The following is an 18824-nucleotide window of genomic DNA, read 5'->3' on the forward strand; positions in this document are numbered from 1 at the left end:
GCGGGTTCATGCGAGATCGCCGGTGAAGACGACGACCGGCGCATCGACCGTGTAGCTGACGCTCACGGTGGCGGGACCGGTGTAGGTGGACGGCAGGGTGAAGACGTAGGTCCCGTCGGCGGACGCACCGGGAGCCAGCGATCCGGTCATCGGTGCGGCGGGGCTGGTGGTCATCGGGATGGCAGGGGTGCCGGCGGCGTCCTGGAGATCGACGACCACCACCCCGAGGTCGATGGGCGCGTCGCTGTCGTTGACGAGCCGCACGGTCAGGGCGACGCCCGGACCGGCGATCTCCCCCGGCAGTTCGGCCGTGGTGGTCAGCTTCTCGGTCTTCGTCAGGGAAGCGGTGACCCCGTTCCCGTAGTCGGCGGTGTCGGTCACCGCGACCGGCGGGTTCGTCGTCACGGTGGATTCCGCCACCGTCTCGTCGATGTTCCCGCCGCCCGGCGCCGGCACCTCGGTGGTGGCCGGATCCGGTGCCGGCGGCAGCTCGGTGTTCGCCGGGATCGACTCCGACGACTCCGGTGCCGACGGGTCGGTGGTCGCCGGCGGCAGCACGTTGTCCGAGCCGTCCGGGTTCTCCGCGGCCGTGTCCGACACCGGCCCGTCCGACACCTGCCCGTCCGACACCGTCTGCGACGCACCGGAAGTGACCGACGCAGCGGTGCTGGTGGCCTGGTCGGAGTCGGCGGAGCTGCACGCCCCGACGGTGAGCAGGACGAGCGCACCGAGGGCGGCCACCAGGGCACGGGTGCGGGGGACGGCGTTCATCGGGCGGGATCCGTTCGGGGGGTGGCCGGGCGGGGGGCGTCGGTGCGGGGTGCGTCCAGCGAGGCCATGTCGCGGAACCACTTGACGGCGGCCAGCGCCATGAAGGCGGCGTTGGCGACGAACAGCAGGGAGTAGACGGTGAAGAAGACGGAGCTCGCGCCGAGCAGCAGGAACACCGCGCACAGCAGGCCGTAGTCGGTCGGCACCACCAGCAGCGACCGCAGCAACGAGGGCTTGCGGTCCCGGGCGACCGGTGTGCCGGTCTTCGCGGCCTGCCGCGCCCGCAGCAGGTCGTTCAGGATCATCCCGAAGAACATGACGTTGGCGACCAGCACGAACCCGATCGGCACCAGCAGCCAGCCCGCCGACCCGAGGTCGAAGAACCGGTACGCGGCGATCAGCACGGCCAGGTGCAGCGCGGTGATCTTGGCGGCGTCGACCATGTGGTCCAGCCACTCCCCCGCGTGGCTGCCGCCGCCGCGCAGCCGGGCCAGCTGGCCGTCGGCGGCGTCGAAGGCGTAACCGACGACCAGCGCTAGGCACACCACGATCCCCGACCACCAGGACGGCCGGGCCAGGGCGAGTACGGCGATCCCGGCGAAGGAGAACGCCGCCGAGATGCCGGTGATGACGTTCGGCGTCAACCCCGCCAGGTAACCCGCCGCGGCGAGCCGCCGGCCGAGCGGCCGGTTCACGTACCGCGAGTAGGCGGGCGCACCCGGCGTGTGCTTCTGCGCGCCGGCGAGCCTGGCGACGACATCGCCGTACCGCTCCCGGGTGGGGGGCGATGTCGCGGCGCGGTCAGGGCCGGCCGTGGTGGTGCTGGGCATCTGGGGTTCTCCGGGATCAGGGACGGTCACAACGGGTGGTTCTCACACTCACGAAGGCTGCTTCTGTAGCTCTCTCGGGTGGGACGCCCGTCGCGCTCGGTCATCACGCGATTTGCGCAGATTCCGGCAGAGAGTTTCGTAGCGGTCGGCGACGTCGTCCCAGGTGTACAGATCGGCCCGTCGCAGGGCCGCCGCCCCGCGGCTGCGGGTGGCGTCCGGATCGGCCTCGGCCTCCTCGACCAGCCGGCGGACGTCGTCGGCCGAGGCGAAGTAGCGGCCGGAGTCGCCGAGCACCTCGCGGTTGAACACGACGTCGAAGGCGGTGGTCGCCGCGGCCGCGCCGAGCGCGCGCAGCAGCGACGGGTTGGTGCCGCCGACCGAGTGGCCGTGCAGGTAGGTCAGGCCGTTGGCGTACAGCTGGTCGAGCAGCTCCTGGTCCCACACCCCACCGAGGAAGCGGACCCGGTCGTCGGCCAGCGCGTGCAGTCGCGCGGTGTACTCGTCGGCGTAGGGCGCCGAACCGACCACGATGAGCGGCTTGGTCGCCGAGCTCGCCGTGTACCCCTCGACGATGAGGTGCACGTGGTTCTCCGGCTCGAACCGGGCCACCACCAGGTGGTAGCCGCGGCTGGTCAGGTCCAGTTCGTGCAGCCGGTCGGACGCGTCGCTGACGATCGGCGCCCCGTAGGCGATCAGCTCGGTGTCGGCGTCGAACTTCTGCCGGTAGTAGTCGCTGATGCCCTGGGCGTCGGCGATCAGGGCGTCCGACCACCACACCGAGGCCCGCTCGGCCAGCTGGTAGTAGCGCTTGCCGGTGCCGCCCCACTTGCCGCGCTGCCACTCGAGGCCGTCGACGTGGGTGGCGAACGGGATGCGCGCGGCCCGCAGGATCGGCAGGAACGGCGCGTTCGCCGAGTTGAACACGATGGCGGCATCGGTGCGGTGGCCGAAGAGGTGCGCCGCGGACAGCGCGGTGTGGCTCAGCGTCTCCAGCGAGCGCTTGCGCATCGCCGGCTTGTGCACGAGTTCCATGCCGCGGTAGCTGGTGGGGCGCTGGTCGAGCGGGGTCTCGCTGGTCGCGTCCCGGCAGTAGACGACGACCCGGTGGCCGCGGTCGGCCAGCCGGTGGCCCACCTCCTCGACACACGTCTCGAACCCGCCGTACCGGGCGGGGACACCGCGGGTGCCGACGAGCGCGATGCTCATCGGGGTGGAGCCGGCCGCGCGGTCGGCGGCGGTCGTGGTGTCGGTCATGCGGGAACTCCTTCGGGTGGTCCGGCGCCGCGGCGGTGCCGCGGGGCCGGGCCGCCGGGCGCAGCGACGCCGGTCGCTGCCGCCTCGACGGCGTGTGGGACCGGCCGGGGGCGCGGGGCCGCCCGGCCGGGGGCGTGGTCCGAGAGCCGGCGGGTGATTCATCGGGGCGCCCGCTGGTAGTTACTCTCAGTGAGCCACGCTAACATTTCGTGCCCGGCAGGGGGCCGATACGGATCGGGCTCCGACCCGCCGGAACGGGTCACGACGGTGACGTCACGTCACCTCGTCAGTAGGCACCTGACGACGACAGGACGGCCTTGGCCGTCTTGAACAGGATCATCAGGTCGCCCGTGATGGACCAGTTCTCGACGTAGGACAGATCGAGCCGGACCGTCTCCTCCCAGGACAGGTCGCTGCGGCCGGAGACCTGCCACAGGCCGGTCATGCCCGGCCGGACCAGCAGTCGGCGGTGCACCTCGTCCTGGTACTGGGCGACCTCGGCGGCCAGCGGCGGCCGCGGCCCGACGAGGCTCATCTCCCCGCTCACCACGTTGAACAGCTGCGGGATCTCGTCGAGGCTGTACCGACGCAGGAACCGCCCCACGCGGGTGATCCGCGGGTCGTTCTTGATCTTGAACAGCACCTCGTTGCCGGCGTCGGTCTGTTGCGCGCGGCGCAGATCCTCCAGCATGGCTTCGGCGTCGACCCGCATGGTGCGGAACTTGGCCATCCGGAAGCGGGTTCCGTCGACCCCCACCCGCTCCTGGCGGAAGAACACCGGGCCGGGACTGTCGAGCTTGACCGCCACCGCGATGGCCAGCATCACCGGTGAGAACAGCATCAGCAGCAGGGTCGCACCGACCATGTCGAACGCCGACTTCACCACCCGGGTCGGACCCGAGTACGTCGGCCGCTCCACGTGGATCAGCGGCAGTCCGGCCACCGGCTGGGTGTGCACCCGGGGACCGGCGATGTCGGTCAGGGCCGGCGCGAGGATGAGCTCGGCGTCGGTCTTCTCCAGCTCCCACGACAACTCGCGGACGGCGGTGGGACCGAACGCCGCGGTCGCGGTCACGGCGACCGCGTCGGCGCCGGTCATCCGGACGGCGCTGAGCACCTGGCTCAGTGACCCGACGACCGGGACCCCCAGGATGTTCTCCCCGGACAGCGTCGCCTGGCCGGCGGCCGCCGACTGCGCGGTACCACCGGACACACACGCGCCGATGACCCGGTACCCCGCACGCGGGGCGCGCCGCAGCTCGGTGATCAGGTCACGCACCGTCTGCGCGTTGCCCACGGCGAGCACGTTGGTGACGAACTGCGCCCGGTCCCGCTGCAACTGCAGCCACCGCCGCCACACGAAGCGGCCGGCCACCAGGCCGATCACGCCGGCCGGCATGACCACCAGCAGATAGCTGCGGGAGAACGGAAGTTGGAACAGGTAGGACACCATCGTGTACAGCGCGAAGACCACGAAGGTGGCGTTCAGCACCCGCTTGTACTCCTCGGAGCCGAAGCCGACGACCTTGGCGTCACGGGTGTCGAAGACGGCCAGCAGCAGGATCCACAGCAGGACCACCGCGCAACTGGTGGTGATCGAGTCGATCCCGAACGGGTCGATCGGCCCCCGCAGCCCGAGGCTGATGATGGATTGCGCGAAGTGCGCGCCCGCCGCCGCCCAGATGATGACGAGCAGATCGGTGAGGGCGAGGTAGCGGGCGTAGCGCTGCCGCCAGCTCAGCCCGGACGCGTGCTGCGAACGGGCCGGGCGGTGGGTGGTGCGGACGGAGCCGCGGGTCGTGGCGGCGGGCGCCGGGGTGGAGCGTGCTGGTGTCTCGTCGATCAGGGCCACGGGCTATCGGCCGGCCACGGTCGTGGAAGGGGCCGGACGCTCCGGGCGGGACGGCGAGATCGTCGCGGTCAGCGGCACCACCGGCGCGAGCACGGCGGCCGGGGCGACGTCGGTGACGGCCGCCGTGCGACTGCGTCGAAGGACCAGCAGCGCGGCGAACGCGGCGACGACCGCCACGGCGAGCCACAGGACCATGCCGAGGTCGGCGGCCGAGACACCGGCCGCCACGGCGGCCGTGGGGAGCTCGGCCGACGGGACGGCGGTGTCGGGGGCCGCACCGGCGGCCTGCTGTACGGACACCGGCAGCGCCACCAGTACGGCAGCTGCGGAGAGCGCGGCCCAGGCTTTCATGATGACCTTCAGTTCGGGAGTGGTCGGCGGTGTCGTGGTCGGGTGGCGGCGGTGCCGGTGATCGAGCCGGGCGGTGCCGGCGGGGCGGTGGCCGCCGATCGAGTGATGGCGGGCGCGAGGAGTCACTGTTTCTTCGCTTCTCGACCCGACGTTACAACAGCATCGCCACTTCTGCAGGCATATGGGGGAACAGCTGACGCTCCGTGACGAATTTGTTCACGAACCGGCTCCTTCCACTGCGCCAAACGAGGAACCTCGCATTACGCACTCCGCCGACAGACTGGCACGAACCGGACAACCGATCGCGCACTGCCTCCCGAGCCGCCGACGACCGACCCGGACGTGGCGGCGGTGTCGTCCGTCGGGCCGTCCCGGCGTGGAGCCGTCGCCGGGTGACCTGGTGCTGATGCGTGGCCGATCCCGCAGCCGCTCCACCGCCACCGGCAGCGGTGCGGACCCCGGGGGCCACCCACCGATCACTGCTGGGACACATCGGGCGCGGAACGGCGAACGTTACAGCCGGTGAGCGGTTCACCCCTGGGAGTCGCCCGTTCGGGCGCCCACCGCAGCCCGCGGGGCGGGGCGGCAGGGCGGAGGTGGACACAGCGCTCAACGTAGGGGACCCGTCGTGGCGCCGACGGGGCTTTGACGCGCTGTCCCCCGCCTGCCGCATCACGATCACGTCACGTGCCCGGACGCCGTCGACGGGCGTGGTCCGGTGGGGCGGCGACACGCCGGTCGCGTGCAGCGCGGGCTCGGTCGGGGACGGAACAGGCATCGGGAACTCCGGGGCGTCACGGGCCGCGGCGGGTTCCGCGGCCGTGTTCCCAGCATTCGCCGGCGGGTCCGGCAGCGGTGTCCGCCGATCGTCCGACCCGGGGGTGGACGACGGTCCCCCGATCGGTGGACCTCGAGCCCTCCGGCCGGACCGCGTCCCGGACCTTCCGCGACCTACAGCTGAGCCGGAGCGGGCACCACGTGCGCGACGACGGGATCCCAGACCCCGAAGCGCGGATTGACCTCGACGTCACCGGCGGCCGACCCGGCCCGCTGCGCGAGCAGCATCCCGCCGAGTGCGTTGACCGCGTTCGGGTCGAGCTGGGAGAGGGCGGCGCCGTCCAGCGGCGCCGACCCCACCGACCGCTCGGTCACCCGCAGCACCGTGGCGGTGCCGTCGCCGCCGGGCACCACGACGAAGCTGCCCGGGGCGGCGGAGAACAGCCCGGTGGGGATGAGTCGCGCGCCCGCGCCCGCCGCGACCGCCTCGCCCTCACCGCCGCGCTGCTCCCCGGCCGCGGCGACGTCGCCCGCCCAGGCGCCGGGATCGCCGGCGTACCGCGTCCGGGCGTCCAGCGCGGCGGCCAGGGTGTCGACGGCGAGGAACTCGTACCGGATGGTCGGACCGGACACCGGCGTGCCCGCCTGGACCGCGTCCTGCACCAGCTGCTGCAGGGAGAAGGTGTCCTCGACCCGTTCGCGCAGCGTGTCCGGGCCGGTGACCAGCAACCCGGAGATCCGGGACACGGTCGCGGCGTCGGCGACGAACTGCGCGTACTCCTCGTCGGTCAGGGGCGAGACGATGCCGGCCCGTTGCAGTTGGCGGTGCCAGATGGCGTAGGTGACCAGCGTCCGGTCCTCGGTGATCCTGGCTGCCTGGGCCACCCGGTCGGCCGCCGGTGCCGGGGTGTCGGTCGCGTCCGGCAGGGCACTGCGCTGGGCGTCGATGGTGGCGGAGCTGATCGGATCACCGCCGACGACCGCGGCCGCTCCGACCTGCCTCCCGCACCCGGCGAGCAGCAGTGTGCCGGCGGCGGCCAGGGCCACCCACCGGGCGGGACGACGGCGACGTCGCGCAGAGATCGGCACCTGTGCAGCTTGTCACACCGCCCCGGATCGGGGCAGGTGGGCGCACCCGTGCGACCAGCGGGGAAATGCTGCCGTAACGCATTCGCGGGAAACTGGCCCCCGTGACTGTCGACAGCGCCGCACCCGCGCAGGTACCCACCCTCACGGCCGGGAGCGTCCGGCCCGCGGTCCCCTCGGACCCGCCCGGCGTCACCGACGCCTCCGATGCCGACCTCCGCGCCGACGTCCGCCGGGTCGGCGCGCTGCTCGGCCAGACCCTGGTCCGGCAGCACGGCGACCAGCTCCTCCAGCTCGTCGAGCAGGTGCGCGCCCTGAGCAAGGCGGCCAAGGAGCTCGACGACGAGGCCGACCGGGAGACCACCCGCAACGAGCTGCGGCGGCTGCTCGCCGACCTCCCGCTGCCCGAGGCGACGAAGCTGGTCCGCGCCTTCGCCTCCTACTTCCATCTGGCCAACGCCGCCGAGCAGGTGCACCGCGTCCGGCGGCTCCGCGACCGGCCCGCCGGCGACGGCTGGCTCGCCCGGGCGGTCCGCGACATCGCGGGCACCGCCGGTCCGGGCGTGCTGACCTCCGCCATCGCCGAGCTGACGGTCCAGCCGGTGTTCACCGCGCACCCGACCGAGGCGTCCCGCCGGTCGGTGCTGACCAAGCTGCGCCTGCTCTGCGACATCCTCACCGTGCCGACCGCGCCGGACACCGCGGCCCGCGCGGCGCAGGACCGCCGGCTCGCCGAGCTGGTGGACCTCATCTGGCAGACCGACGAGCTGCGTCAGGTCCAGCCGACGCCGGTCGACGAGGCCCGCAACGCCATGTACTACCTCAGCGACATCATCTCCGAGACCATCCCGCAGCTGTCGGCCGACCTGGCCGGCCTGCTCGAGGACGAGGGTGGCGTGCTGCCGCCGGACGCGGCCCCCCTGACCTTCGGCAGCTGGATCGGCGGTGACCGCGACGGCAATCCCAACGTCACGCCCCAGATCACCCGCGAGATCCTGCGGCTGCAGAACCAGACCGCCATCGCCATCATGATCCGCCAGCTCGACGAGCTCATCCACGCGCTGTCGATCTCGTCCGGCATCGTCGGGCACTCGACCGCGCTGCAGGAGTCCATCGACGCCGACCTGGCGGTGCTGACCAGGTTGCCGCAGCGGATCCTGGAGCTCAACGCCCAGGAGCCGTACCGGTTGAAGCTGACCTGCATGCGCGCCAAGCTGCTCAACACCCGCACCCGGGTGGACGACGGCACGGCCTCGAAGCCGGGCCGCGACTACACGTCGATCACGCCGCTGCAGGACGAGCTCGCCCTGATCCGCGACTCGCTGACCGCCAACGGCGGAGGGCTCGCCGCCCACGGCATGCTCGCCCGCTTCGAGCGGACCGTCGCGATGTACGGGCTGCACCTGGCGACGATGGACATCCGCGAGCACGCCGACGCCCACCACCACGCGGTCGGGCAGCTCGTCGACCGCCTCGGTGAGCACACCTGGCAGTACGCGGACCTCCCCCGCGATGCACGGATGCGGTTGCTGTCCCGCGAGCTCGCCTCGCGGCGGCCGCTGGCCAGCACCCCGCCGCCGCTGGACGCCGCCGGGACGAAGACCTGGTCGGTGTTCCGCGAGGTCGTCCGGGCGCTGGACACCTACGGCGACGAGGTCATCCAGACCTACATCATCTCGATGACCCGCGGGGCCGACGACGTGCTGGCCGCCGCCGTGCTGGCCCGCGAGGCCGGACTGCTCGACGTGCACGGCGCCGCCGGGGGCGGGGGCCGGTTCGCCCGCATCGGGTTCGCGCCACTGCTGGAGACGGTCGACGAGCTGCGCAGGTCCGGTGAAGTGCTCGACGAGCTGCTGTCCGACCCGACCTACCGGCTCATCGTCCGGCTGCGCGGGGACGTGCAGGAGGTGATGCTGGGCTACTCCGACTCCAACAAGGAGTCCGGCGTGACCACCTCCCAGTGGGAGATCCACAAGACCCAGCGCACGCTGCGCGACGTGGCCACCCGGCACGGCGTCCGGTTGCGGCTGTTCCACGGCCGCGGCGGCTCGGTGGGCCGCGGCGGCGGGCCCACCTACGACGCCATCCTGGCCCAACCGCACGGCACCCTGACCGGCGAGATCAAGTTCACCGAGCAGGGCGAGGTGATCAGCGACAAGTACCTGCTGCCCGACCTCGCCCGGGAGAACCTGGAGCTGACGGTCGCCGCGACGCTGACCGCGTCGGCCCTGCACGTCAAGGCCCGCGCCTCCCACGCCCAGATGGCGGCGTGGGACGAGACGATGACGACGATGAGCGACGCGGCCTTCGGCGCCTACCGGCAGCTGTTCGACCACCCCGACCTGCCGGCGTACTTCATCGCCTCCACCCCGGTGGAGCAGCTCGGATCGCTCAACATCGGGTCCCGGCCGTCGAAGCGCCCGTCCAGCGGCGGTGGCCTGGGCGCGCTGCGGGCGATCCCGTGGGTGTTCGGCTGGACGCAGTCGCGACAGATCGTGCCGGGCTGGTTCGGCGTCGGCTCCGGGATCCGGGCCGTCCGCGAGGCCGGTGGTTTCGACACCCTGCGCGAGATGCACCAGAAGTGGCACTTCTTCCGCACCTTCATCTCCAACGTCGAGATGACGCTGGCGAAGACGGACATGGAGATCGCCGCGCACTACGTGGACACCCTGGTGCCGGCGGAGCTGCGTCCGCTGTTCGAGATGGTGCGCACCGAGCACGCCCTCACCGTCCGCGAGGTGCTGGCCGTCACCGAGGAGTCGTCGCTGCTGGACGCCCAGCCCGGGCTGCAGCGCACGCTCACCGTCCGCGACCCCTACCTGGACCCGATCTCGTTCATCCAGGTCGACCTGCTGGCCCGGCTGCGCGCCGCCGAGAACGACGGCGGCGGCGGCTCGGCGCCCGACCCGGAGCTGCGGCGGGCGCTGCTGCTCACCATCAACGGTGTGGCCGCCGGGCTGAAGAACACCGGCTGACCGGTGAGCGGCGGCACACCGGGTGGGGCGGCGGGACCTGTCCGCGGCCCCTACCGTCGGGGGTCATGACGACCTGGTGGCGGACGGCGGCCCGGCCGGCGGCCGTCCGCGCGATCGCCGCGGTCGGCCGCCAGCCGCTCGTGCCGGTCGCGCTCGCCGGTGTGATCGTGCTCGTCGACCGGGCGATGCGCCGGGCCTCGTCGCGGCTGGAGATCGGGCTGTTGGACGAGCCGGGCCACGTCGCGACCGCGGCCCTGGTCCTGCTGGCCGTCGTCGGTGGCCGCCGGCTCGGCGCGGCACCGGCGTTCACGCTGTCCGCGCTGGCCTGCTCGACGCTGATCGACGTCGACCACGTACCGCTCTACGCCGGGGTGCCGGGGGTCGCCGAGCACGGCGGCCGGCCGTACTCGCACTCGCTGGTCACGGTGCTGATCCTCTTGGCGGTGTGGCTGGTGTCCGGCCGGCGGTGGACGGTGGTGGCCGGCGCGGCGGTCGGGGTGGCGTTGCACTTCGTCCGGGACATCGCCACCGGCCCGGGCCTGCCGCTGTGGTGGCCGGTCACCGCGGATCCGGTCCGCTACCCCTACCGCTGGTACCTGGGGCTGATCGTGGTGCTGGCGCTGGTCGCGGCCGTCCGGGCCCTCGTCGAGCGTCATCGTGCCGCCACGGCCCCGGAATGACGAACGGCGCCGGCCGATCCCGGGGGGACCGACCGGCGCCGCCGGAACGGGCAGGGGTCAGCGGGCCGCGCGGAGCCGGTAGTCGGCCAGCGCGGAACGCCTGGTGCCCGGCGCCGCCTGCAGGTTGCGGGGCCGGATGGAGGCGTTGGAGGAGTAGGTGATCTGCAGGACGACCCGCTCGGTGTCCTTGGCGAACCCGCCGCGGTGCAGCCCGCGGGTGTCGGCGAAGACGATGGTGCCCGCGGAACCCTCGGCGGTGACGATCTGGTCGTCGGTGTAGGTCGACGCGATGTCCTCGTCGGCGACCCGGAACCCGACTCCGTCGAACTCCGACTTGAACCACTGACGACGGCCCTCGACCGTGTTGGTGGTGCGGATGTACTGCAGCGGCCCCGCGCCCGGCGTCACGTCCGCCAGGTACACGAAGCACTTGATGATCTCGAAGTCGTCGGGCAGGTCGCGGTGCCAGCGCTGCGACTGGGTGGGACCGGCGCCGGTGGGCAGGTTGATCCAGACGTTCATGTCCTGCACCCGGAGCTTCATCTGCGCGTAGGCCTCCGCGACACCGCGGACCCGGTCCTTCAGCGCGAACGAGAACAGGGTGTCGTCGGCGGAGACCACCGGACGCGCCCCGAACAGCTCGATCAGGTAGGGCTTGAGCGGATCGCGGGCGATCTCGCGCTCGGCGCGGGCCTGCGCCACGTAGGCCTGCAGCTCGTGCAACGCCTCGTCGGAGCCGAGCAGCGACTCGATGGACGTCATCGCGACACCGGAGGTCCGCAGTTCACGGGCGACCCGCTGCACCTCGCTGTCCAGCGGCGTCGCCGCGCGGCGGTAGCGCCACACCGGCACGGCGTTGAAGACGTAGCGAGAGACGGCGCGGCTCTCGGTGCGCACGGCACGCAGCGCGCGACGGGCCTGCCGCAGCGGCTCGATCAACGAACGCGGCGCCGCCACCGGTGGCGCGTCGGCGGCCGAGGCCGGGAGGGTTGCTGCGGACGTCTGGGTCTTGGACACCACGATGACGGGACCTTTCACAATGTCTGATCGACGGCGGATCCGGCGCGCGCCCGTCGGTCAGACGAGGGGCGCCGGAGCGCTGGGTAGCGCTGGCGGCCGCCCGGCGAGGAGCCGGACAGCGGGGCAACCGACCGGCGGTGACACGACGACCGGCCCGCGCGGCCGGTGGGCCACGCCGATCGCCATCGCAGCTTTCCGGCGATGTCCACACTGCCGATACCGGCCGGATGACCAGGAATCGTGACGCGACCCCGATTCGCATCACCACGAGCATAACGTCCACCCTCCCGGGAATCCGGGGCTCGGAGAACATCGATCGTCGTTACGACAAGCGCTTGTCACCGACTGTGGTGGTGAATGCGGGACCCGTGACGAAAACATCCACCGCGGCGCGTCGAAGGTCGGGATGACCCCCGACCGGTGCATCGCGTGCGCCGATCCGGGGTGACCGAACAGACAGCGCGACGCCGCGTCCGGCGCTGGTGCGACGAGCCGGCCGGGAGGTCGACGGAGGCCGGGCGGTGAACCGCCCGACCCCGACCCGCCGCCGCGGGACCCGATCGCCGGACGTTCACCGGCCTTTCACCGGAAGAGGGTGGACCCCGCCCGACCGGTCCGAGTGCACCCATCGGTTGATGACGTTGTGTCACCCCGGCGGGCATCCGGTGCGATGTGACTCAATCCCTGCACACGAGCGGTTCTCTCGTGCGGCGTTGTTCGATACTCTCCGTCATACGGGGCTGTTGCCTGTGGCGTTGGAGTGAAGCGCCCGGCGCCGTCCCCATCGGTGGTTCCGGTCGGCGCAACGACGCGCGGCGGGCGTCCCCACGGCGGCACCGGTGTCCACGGCGGCGACCTCGGATCCGCGGTGGACCGATCCGCGGGACACTCCCCGCCACCACCGCACCATTCGCCCCACCCCGCCCCGCCCTGGTCCGCTGAGCTCCGTCCGTCGAAAGGTGTCGTCATTCCTGTCGTGGGAACCACCTCGTCGACGACGGCGCGAAATGCATTCGACAATGCGAGGGATATCTCGTCGTGTAACACCGCGGTCGGTCCGGACGAGTCCGTTCGGGACGCATTCGTGCGCATGGATCGCGCAGCCACGCATTACCGGCCCTTGACGTTTCCGGCCGGCCGGACCACCCGTTCCGGCCGCCCGACCCACCCGGGCCGACCCGGCGTGACCTGCTCGACCCCCGACAGCCGTACCCGACGACGGGTCGGTGTCCCGGCACGTCCTGGACCCCGCACCCATCCCTCAGCGTTCTGGAGCTCCGAATGAGCAAACTGCACCGCCCGCGTCTGCTGGCGGCGGCCTCGACCGTGCTGGCACTGTCCGTGTCCGCCGTCGCCCTGCCGTCGACGGCGCACGCCGACACCCTGGTCAGCAGCACCTTCAAGGTGAACTTCCAGGCCACCACCACCAGCACCCCCGCCGGATGGACCGGTGACGCCGGTCAGGCCTACTCCGACACCCGGGGCTACGGCTGGACCACCACCGGTGGCACTCCGCTGGACCTGACCGCGAACGGCCGGCAGCGCAACGTCAGCAGCGATCCGCTGCTGGACACGTTCATGCAGATGCAGGCCAAGGCCGGCTCGGGCACCACCACCCAGGGCAGCTGGAAGGCCGCCATCGCCAACGGCACCTACACGGTGACCGTGGGGGTCGGCGATCCGTCGTACTTCGACAGCCGTCACGTGGTCAACGTCGAGGGCACCCGGGTGGTCGACCACACCGCGACCTCGGCCGCGCGCTCGAAGGTGTCCACCGCCGACGTCACCGTCACCGACGGCTTCCTCGACGTGGACGCCACCGGCGGCACCAACACCAAGATCGACTACCTGCAGATCGCCCCGCAGGGCAGCACCTCACCGGCGGCCATCGCGGTCAGCTCCCCCGAGGACGCCCTGGCGCTGGGCAGCCGGATGGTCTTCAGCACCGTCCAGAACGAGTTCCGCGCCGGCCACAACCTGACCGTCCGCAACACCGGCGGCAGCCCGCTCGCCGTCACCGGGCTCACCTTCGGTGGCGCCTCGGCCGGTGACTTCCGCCTCTGCACCGGGCAGGCGACCAGCTTCTCGGTGCCGGCCGGCGGCAGTGCCGCGGTGTGCGTCCGCTACACCCCGCAGAAGAACGCCGCGACGACCAACAGCACCGTGGTCAGCCAGGCCACGCTGACCGTCAACAGCAGCGCCGGCCCCTGGGTCGTCACGCTCGGTGGCCTGAGCGCCATCAAGTACGAGAACGACAAGGAACCGTCCCTGCAGCTGATCTTCGACGCGCTCGGCTACACGACCAACGCCGCCGTCAGCTTCAAGCCGTTCTGGGGTTCGATCTCGGGCACCTCGGCTCCGGTCGGCGACGAGGTCCTCGCGCCCTACTTCACCCGGCTGGACTCCTCGGCGCCGGTCAAACTGGTGCCGCTGGCCCAGTACTCCGGCAAGAGCAGCAACAAGTCGGCCTCCATCGGCTGGTACGCCAAGGGCTCGTCCACCAACAACTACCTGTACGCCTACCCGGGCGGCGCCGACGGCTCCAACAGCGGCTACGGCCAGAACCAGTTGCTCGTGCCGGCCACGACGACGGCCAGCAACGGGGTCAACACGGTGAACTTCACGCCGTCCGGCGCCTTCGGCATCGTCGACGCGCTGTCCTACAGCAACCGCTCCGACGACGCCCGCAACGGGTCGCGGTGGCACAACATGCGCGCCTACCCGGCGAAGGACGCCGCCGGCAACGTCATCCGCGGTGCCTACCTGATCGGCAACGACATCGGCGGCGTGGCCAACAACAGCGCCAAGAACTGGGACTACCAGGACTTCGCCTTCCTGCTGCTCAACGCCACCCCGGACGCCGGCAGCAGCCAGCCCACCGCGGGTGAGTACAGCAAGACCCTCGCCGGCTTCACCGGTGCGGCCGGTGGCGTCGACGGCTCCGGGTTCACCACCGCCCAGGGCACGGTGGACGCGGCCAAGATCAACTACGGCGGCGGCTCGCTGCTGCTGACCTCCAGCAACGACACCAACACCAGCCACACCAACGCGCTGCAGCTGGGCGTCAACGCCGGCACCAAGTTCCGCGTACAGAGCCGGCTCCTCGGCCCGTTCACGGCCATCAACGCCGGTGCCGAGCAGCAGGGCATCTACTTCGGCCCGAACGCGACCAACTACATCAAGGCCGAGCTCGAGTGGAGCACCGCCGACAACGCCCGCAAGCTGACCGTCTGGAAGCAGACGAGCTCCGCCGGTGGCGCCGTCGCGGCCAGTGTGCTGCTGCCCGGTGGCGACTCGCAGCGCGTCGACCTGCGCATCGAGGTCGACCCGGCGCCGCGCGACGCCGCGCACTACAACGGTGCCCCGCAGGTCGTCGTCTCGTACTCGCTGTACGGCACCTCGACGTGGACCCGGATCAACACCGGGGACGTGTCGATCCCGGCGACCTGGGTCACCGCCAACACCCCGGCCGGCATCATCGCCTCCCACCAGCAGGGCGGCTCGCCGTTCGTGGCCAACTTCGCCAACTTCTCGGTGACGCGGGTCAACGGCTGAGCGGGGGGCGCCCGGTCACCGGGCGCCCCGACCGCATCGACAGGCCCGGACGGGGCCGGTGGCGACCGCCGCCGGCCCCGTTCGTCGTTCCGGGTACCACCCGGACGTGGCTGCCCGCCGGCCGCGTGGCGACGTTCCGACGCCCGCCGGGCCGGCGTTGGCCAGGACCAACGACAGACGCCCCCGTTTCGGGGCGCGCACCGCAACAAGACGGTGATTTCGTGACAGACGGGACGCGGCGACCGGTATCGCCGCCCACAGGGGGAACACCGATGACATCCACACTCCGACGCCGCGCGCCCTGGCGCGCCCGGATCACCCTCGCGGTGACCGCCGTCGTCCTGGCGGCCGGCCTGCCGTGGTCGGCGCCGGCCGCCGCCGCCGCGGGTGTCGACGCCCAGTTCGTCTTCCAGCCGGCGACCGCCTCGACCCCGGCGGGCTACGTCGCCGACACCGGCCGCGCGTTCGACGCCACGCGCGGTTACGGCTGGGTCCGTCAGGACAACCCCGCGACACCGCTGGACCTGTCGGCCAACACCCGGTTGCGGACCCGGACGACCGTGACGCCGGTGCAGAACCGGCTGATCCACGTGCAGTACGGCGATCTCGTGCCCCGGCCGACGTCCGGCGGCAACCTGACGCCCGGTGCCTGGCAGTACGTGGTGCCCAACGGCCGGTACACCGTGACCGCCGGCGTCGGCGACCAGGCCGGCCCGGGCCGCACCGGCTGCGCCGCCCCCTGCTACGACAGCTTCCACACCGTCCGCGCCGAGGGCGTCACCCTGATCAACCGCTTCCAGGGGTCCAACGCCCGGCAGTACGCCACCGGCAGCGCCACCGTCGAGGTCACCGACGGCCGGCTGACCGTCGACGCGATCGGCGGCACCAACACCAAGCTGAACTTCCTGACCGTCGCGGCCGTCACCACCCCACCGGCCACCGGCACCCGCGTCGACTTCACCGACGCGGTGACCGCTCCCCCGGCGGGCTACGTGGCCGACTGGGGCCAGCCCTACGGACCGCGGACGTCGGCCAACCAAGGCAGCGGCCTGACCTACGGCTGGATCTCCCCGACCGACCAGACCCCGGTGTCGCTGGTCGGCAACGGCCGCAACCGCAACACCGGCAGTGCGCCGGTGAACCAGCCGGACGCGCGGCTGGCCTCGTTCATGCACATGCAGCTCGGCGCGGCCACCGGCCGGTGGGAGCTGGCGGTGACCAACGGCGCCTACGAGGTGACGGTGGCCGTCGGTGACGCGGGCACGGCGACCGACAGCGCGCACTGGGTCGACGTGGAGAACCAGAACGCCATGGCCCGGTTCGTGCCGACGGTGGCCACCCGGTTCTCCACGGTCACCCGCACCGTGGTGGTCGCCGACGGGCGGCTGACGCTGAGCCCGACCGGTGGCACCAACACCAAGATCGACTACGTCGACGTGGTCCCCGTCGACCTCGCCGGACGGCCGTACACGGTCAAGTCCACCCCGGCCAACGGCACCACCGGCGCGGTGGTCAACTCCTCGGTCACCGCGGACAACCTGCTCAACCCGTCCGGCGGCGCGGTCGACGAGTCGACCCTGACCGGTGACAACGTCAAGCTGACCCGGGTGGCCGACAACGCCAGGGTCTCCGGCGGCGGCGTCACCAGCGGCGGCGGCGACACGGTGTCGTTCGAGCCCGGCGTCACGCTGGACGGCAACACGCTCTACCGCTTCGAGATCACCACCGGCGTCAAGGACGTCAGCGGCCGGTCGTTCATGCCGTTCAGCTCCGTCTTCACCACCTCCAACGGCTCCGGCCCGGGTGTCGCCAACGTCGCCTTCGACGCGCTGGACTCCGGTGCCGCCAAGGGCAACAGCTACAGCTCGGTGGTCCTCGGGCCCGACGGCAAGCTCTACGCCGGCAGCATCTACGGGCAGATCTACCGGTGGACGATCAACGCCGACGGCACCCTGGGCAACCAGCAGACGATCACCACCGTCCGCGACCACGCCGTCGCCGCCGGCTGGGAAGGCGCCCCGAACCGTTCGGTCATCGGCCTGGCCTTCGACCCGGCGTCGACGCCGACCGCGCCGATCCTGTGGATCACCGACAACCAGGCCTACCTCGGCGAGCCCACCCCCGACACCACCGGCGCCGTGGCCCGGCTGACCGGCCCGAACCTGGAGAACTACCAGGCGGTACTGGTGAACCTGCCCCGGTCGAACAAGGACCACCTGACGAACTCGATCGCGCTGAAGAACGGCAAGGTCTACTTCGCCCAGGGTGCGATGAACGCGATGGGTGCCCTGGACGGCACCTGGGAGCGCGAGGAGCACCTGCTGTCCGCCGCCGTCCTGCAGCTCGATCCGGCGAAACTGCCCGCCACCCTGCCGGTGGACGTCGCCACCGCGGACATGAAGGTGCCCGCCCGGTCGGGCGTGCCCGCGCACACCGGTACCTACGACCCGTATGCGACCACCGCCCCGCTGACCCTCTACGCGACCGGCGTCCGCAACGCCTTCGACCTGGTCTTCCACAGCAACGGGCACCTCTACGCCCCGACCAACGGCTCGGCGCTCGGCGGCAACACCCCCGGCACCCCGACCCCCTACCCGGCGTCCTGCGCGCGACGGGCGGACGGCGGCTACACCGGACCGGCGGCGCCGGCCCTGAAGGGGGTCCTGCAGGAGGAGACCGACTACGTCTTCGACGTCAGACCCGGTAAGTACTACGGGCACCCCAACGCGCTGCGCTGCGAGTACGTGCTGGCGGCCGGCAACCCCACCGGCTACACCGGCAATCCGCTGTTCCGGTTCGGCGCCTACCCCGAGGGTCAGAAGGCCGATCCGAACTTCGACCTCGCCGGGGTCTACGACGCCGGCCTGCACGCCTCGGCCAACGGTGCGCTGGAGTACCGCAACAGCTCCGTGTTCGGCGGCGCGCTCGCCGGTTCGTTGCTCGTGGTGCGCTACCACGCCAACCAGGAGGTCGTCGCGTTCAGCGTGAACGGGACCGGCGGGCTGTCGCTGCCGATCACCGGCATCACCGGATTCACCGGCCTGCGTCAACCGCTGGACATCGCGCAGGTGCCGGCCTCCGGCAACCTCTACGTCACGGAGCTCACCGACAACCCGGCCACCACCGGGATCAAACTGCTCCGGCCCCGGGGGACCACGGCGACCGCGGTGGCGCGGATCGACTTCAAACCTGCCGCGGCCGCGCTCCCGGCCGGCTACACCGCCGACACCGGTACCGCCTTCAGTGCCACCACCGGCTTCGGCTGGGTGCGCACCGGCACCACGACCGCGCTCGACATGACGGCCCAGACCCGCGACCGGGCGGTGACCGCCGATCAGCGGCTGCGCAGCATCATCCAGATGCAGCCGACCGGTGCGACCGCCGGCAGCTGGGAGTACGCGGTGCCGACCGGCCGGTACAAGGTGACGTTCAGTGTGGGCGACCCGTCCTACACCGACTCGGTGCACCGCATCCAGGTCGAGGGGCAGCCCGGGGTGACGTTCACGCCGACCAGCACCGAACGTTCCCGAGCGGTCACCGTGACCGTCGACGTGTCCGACGGCCGGCTCACGCTGGACGCCGCCGGCGGCACCAACACCAAGCTGCAGTACGTGGACATCGACCGCGTCAGCGGCTGAGCCGACGCCGGCCGGGTGGCGGCCGGCGCACCCAC

Annotated in this window: 11 protein-coding genes; 4 read left to right on the plus strand and 7 right to left on the minus strand. The window is 72.0% G+C overall.

Annotated elements, in window-relative coordinates; genetic code table 11:
* Window positions 1–6: 6 nt before the first annotated feature.
* The 6 genes from DB033_RS14550 to DB033_RS14575 form a co-directional block, all read right to left on the minus strand.
* Window positions 7–771, minus strand: coding sequence for a hypothetical protein (locus DB033_RS14550; protein WP_111767664.1), 765 nt, complete (start codon window positions 769–771; stop codon window positions 7–9).
* Window positions 768–1601 carry a CDP-alcohol phosphatidyltransferase family protein gene (locus DB033_RS14555; protein WP_111767665.1) on the minus strand — a complete coding sequence of 278 codons (834 nt, stop codon included), beginning with the start codon at window positions 1599–1601 and terminating at the stop codon, window positions 768–770. The genes DB033_RS14550 and DB033_RS14555 overlap by 4 nt, the downstream gene beginning before the upstream one ends.
* Before the next feature lie 48 nt (window positions 1602–1649).
* Window positions 1650–2855 carry a DUF1972 domain-containing protein gene (locus tag DB033_RS14560; protein WP_205843911.1) on the minus strand — a complete coding sequence of 402 codons (1206 nt, stop codon included), beginning with the start codon at window positions 2853–2855 and terminating at the stop codon, window positions 1650–1652.
* Between the two features lie 286 nt (window positions 2856–3141).
* Window positions 3142–4707: a sugar transferase gene (locus DB033_RS14565; protein WP_111767666.1), complete on the minus strand. Its 1566-nt coding sequence runs from the start codon at window positions 4705–4707 to the stop codon at window positions 3142–3144.
* A gap of 3 nt (window positions 4708–4710) precedes the next feature.
* Window positions 4711–5058, minus strand: coding sequence for a hypothetical protein (locus DB033_RS14570; RefSeq protein ID WP_157970704.1), 348 nt, complete (start codon window positions 5056–5058; stop codon window positions 4711–4713).
* A 951-nt stretch (window positions 5059–6009) separates the two neighbouring features.
* A complete protein-coding gene (locus DB033_RS14575) occupies window positions 6010–6924 on the minus strand; it encodes a hypothetical protein (RefSeq protein WP_157970705.1) in 915 nt (304 codons plus the stop codon).
* Between the two features lie 101 nt (window positions 6925–7025).
* On the opposite strand from DB033_RS14575, the gene ppc reads away from it, so the two are divergent.
* Both ppc and DB033_RS14585 read left to right on the plus strand, forming a co-directional pair.
* Window positions 7026–9896 (plus strand): phosphoenolpyruvate carboxylase, encoded by a 2871-nt coding sequence (gene ppc / locus DB033_RS14580; RefSeq protein WP_111767669.1) that lies wholly within the window; start codon window positions 7026–7028, stop codon window positions 9894–9896.
* A gap of 65 nt (window positions 9897–9961) precedes the next feature.
* Entirely contained in the window at window positions 9962–10576 is a 615-nt protein-coding gene (locus DB033_RS14585; protein ID WP_111767670.1) for a metal-dependent hydrolase, read from the plus strand.
* Window positions 10577–10633: 57 nt separating this feature from the next.
* Here the strand turns inward: DB033_RS14585 and DB033_RS14590 are convergent, their stop codons facing one another.
* The gene (locus DB033_RS14590; RefSeq protein WP_157970706.1) at window positions 10634–11596 is read right to left on the minus strand and encodes a phytanoyl-CoA dioxygenase family protein; all 963 of its coding nucleotides are present in this window, start codon (window positions 11594–11596) and stop codon (window positions 10634–10636) included.
* 1281 nt (window positions 11597–12877) lie between these two features.
* Here DB033_RS14590 and DB033_RS14595 point away from each other — a divergent pair.
* Window positions 12878–15151: a hypothetical protein gene (locus tag DB033_RS14595; protein ID WP_111767672.1), complete on the plus strand. Its 2274-nt coding sequence runs from the start codon at window positions 12878–12880 to the stop codon at window positions 15149–15151.
* Between the two features lie 272 nt (window positions 15152–15423).
* Window positions 15424–18789: a PQQ-dependent sugar dehydrogenase gene (locus DB033_RS14600; RefSeq protein WP_111767673.1), complete on the plus strand. Its 3366-nt coding sequence runs from the start codon at window positions 15424–15426 to the stop codon at window positions 18787–18789.
* Window positions 18790–18824 lie beyond the last annotated feature (35 nt).

This window comes from Nakamurella deserti, assembly GCF_003260015.1.
Taxonomy (GTDB): Bacteria; Actinomycetota; Actinomycetes; order Mycobacteriales; family Nakamurellaceae; genus Nakamurella; species Nakamurella deserti.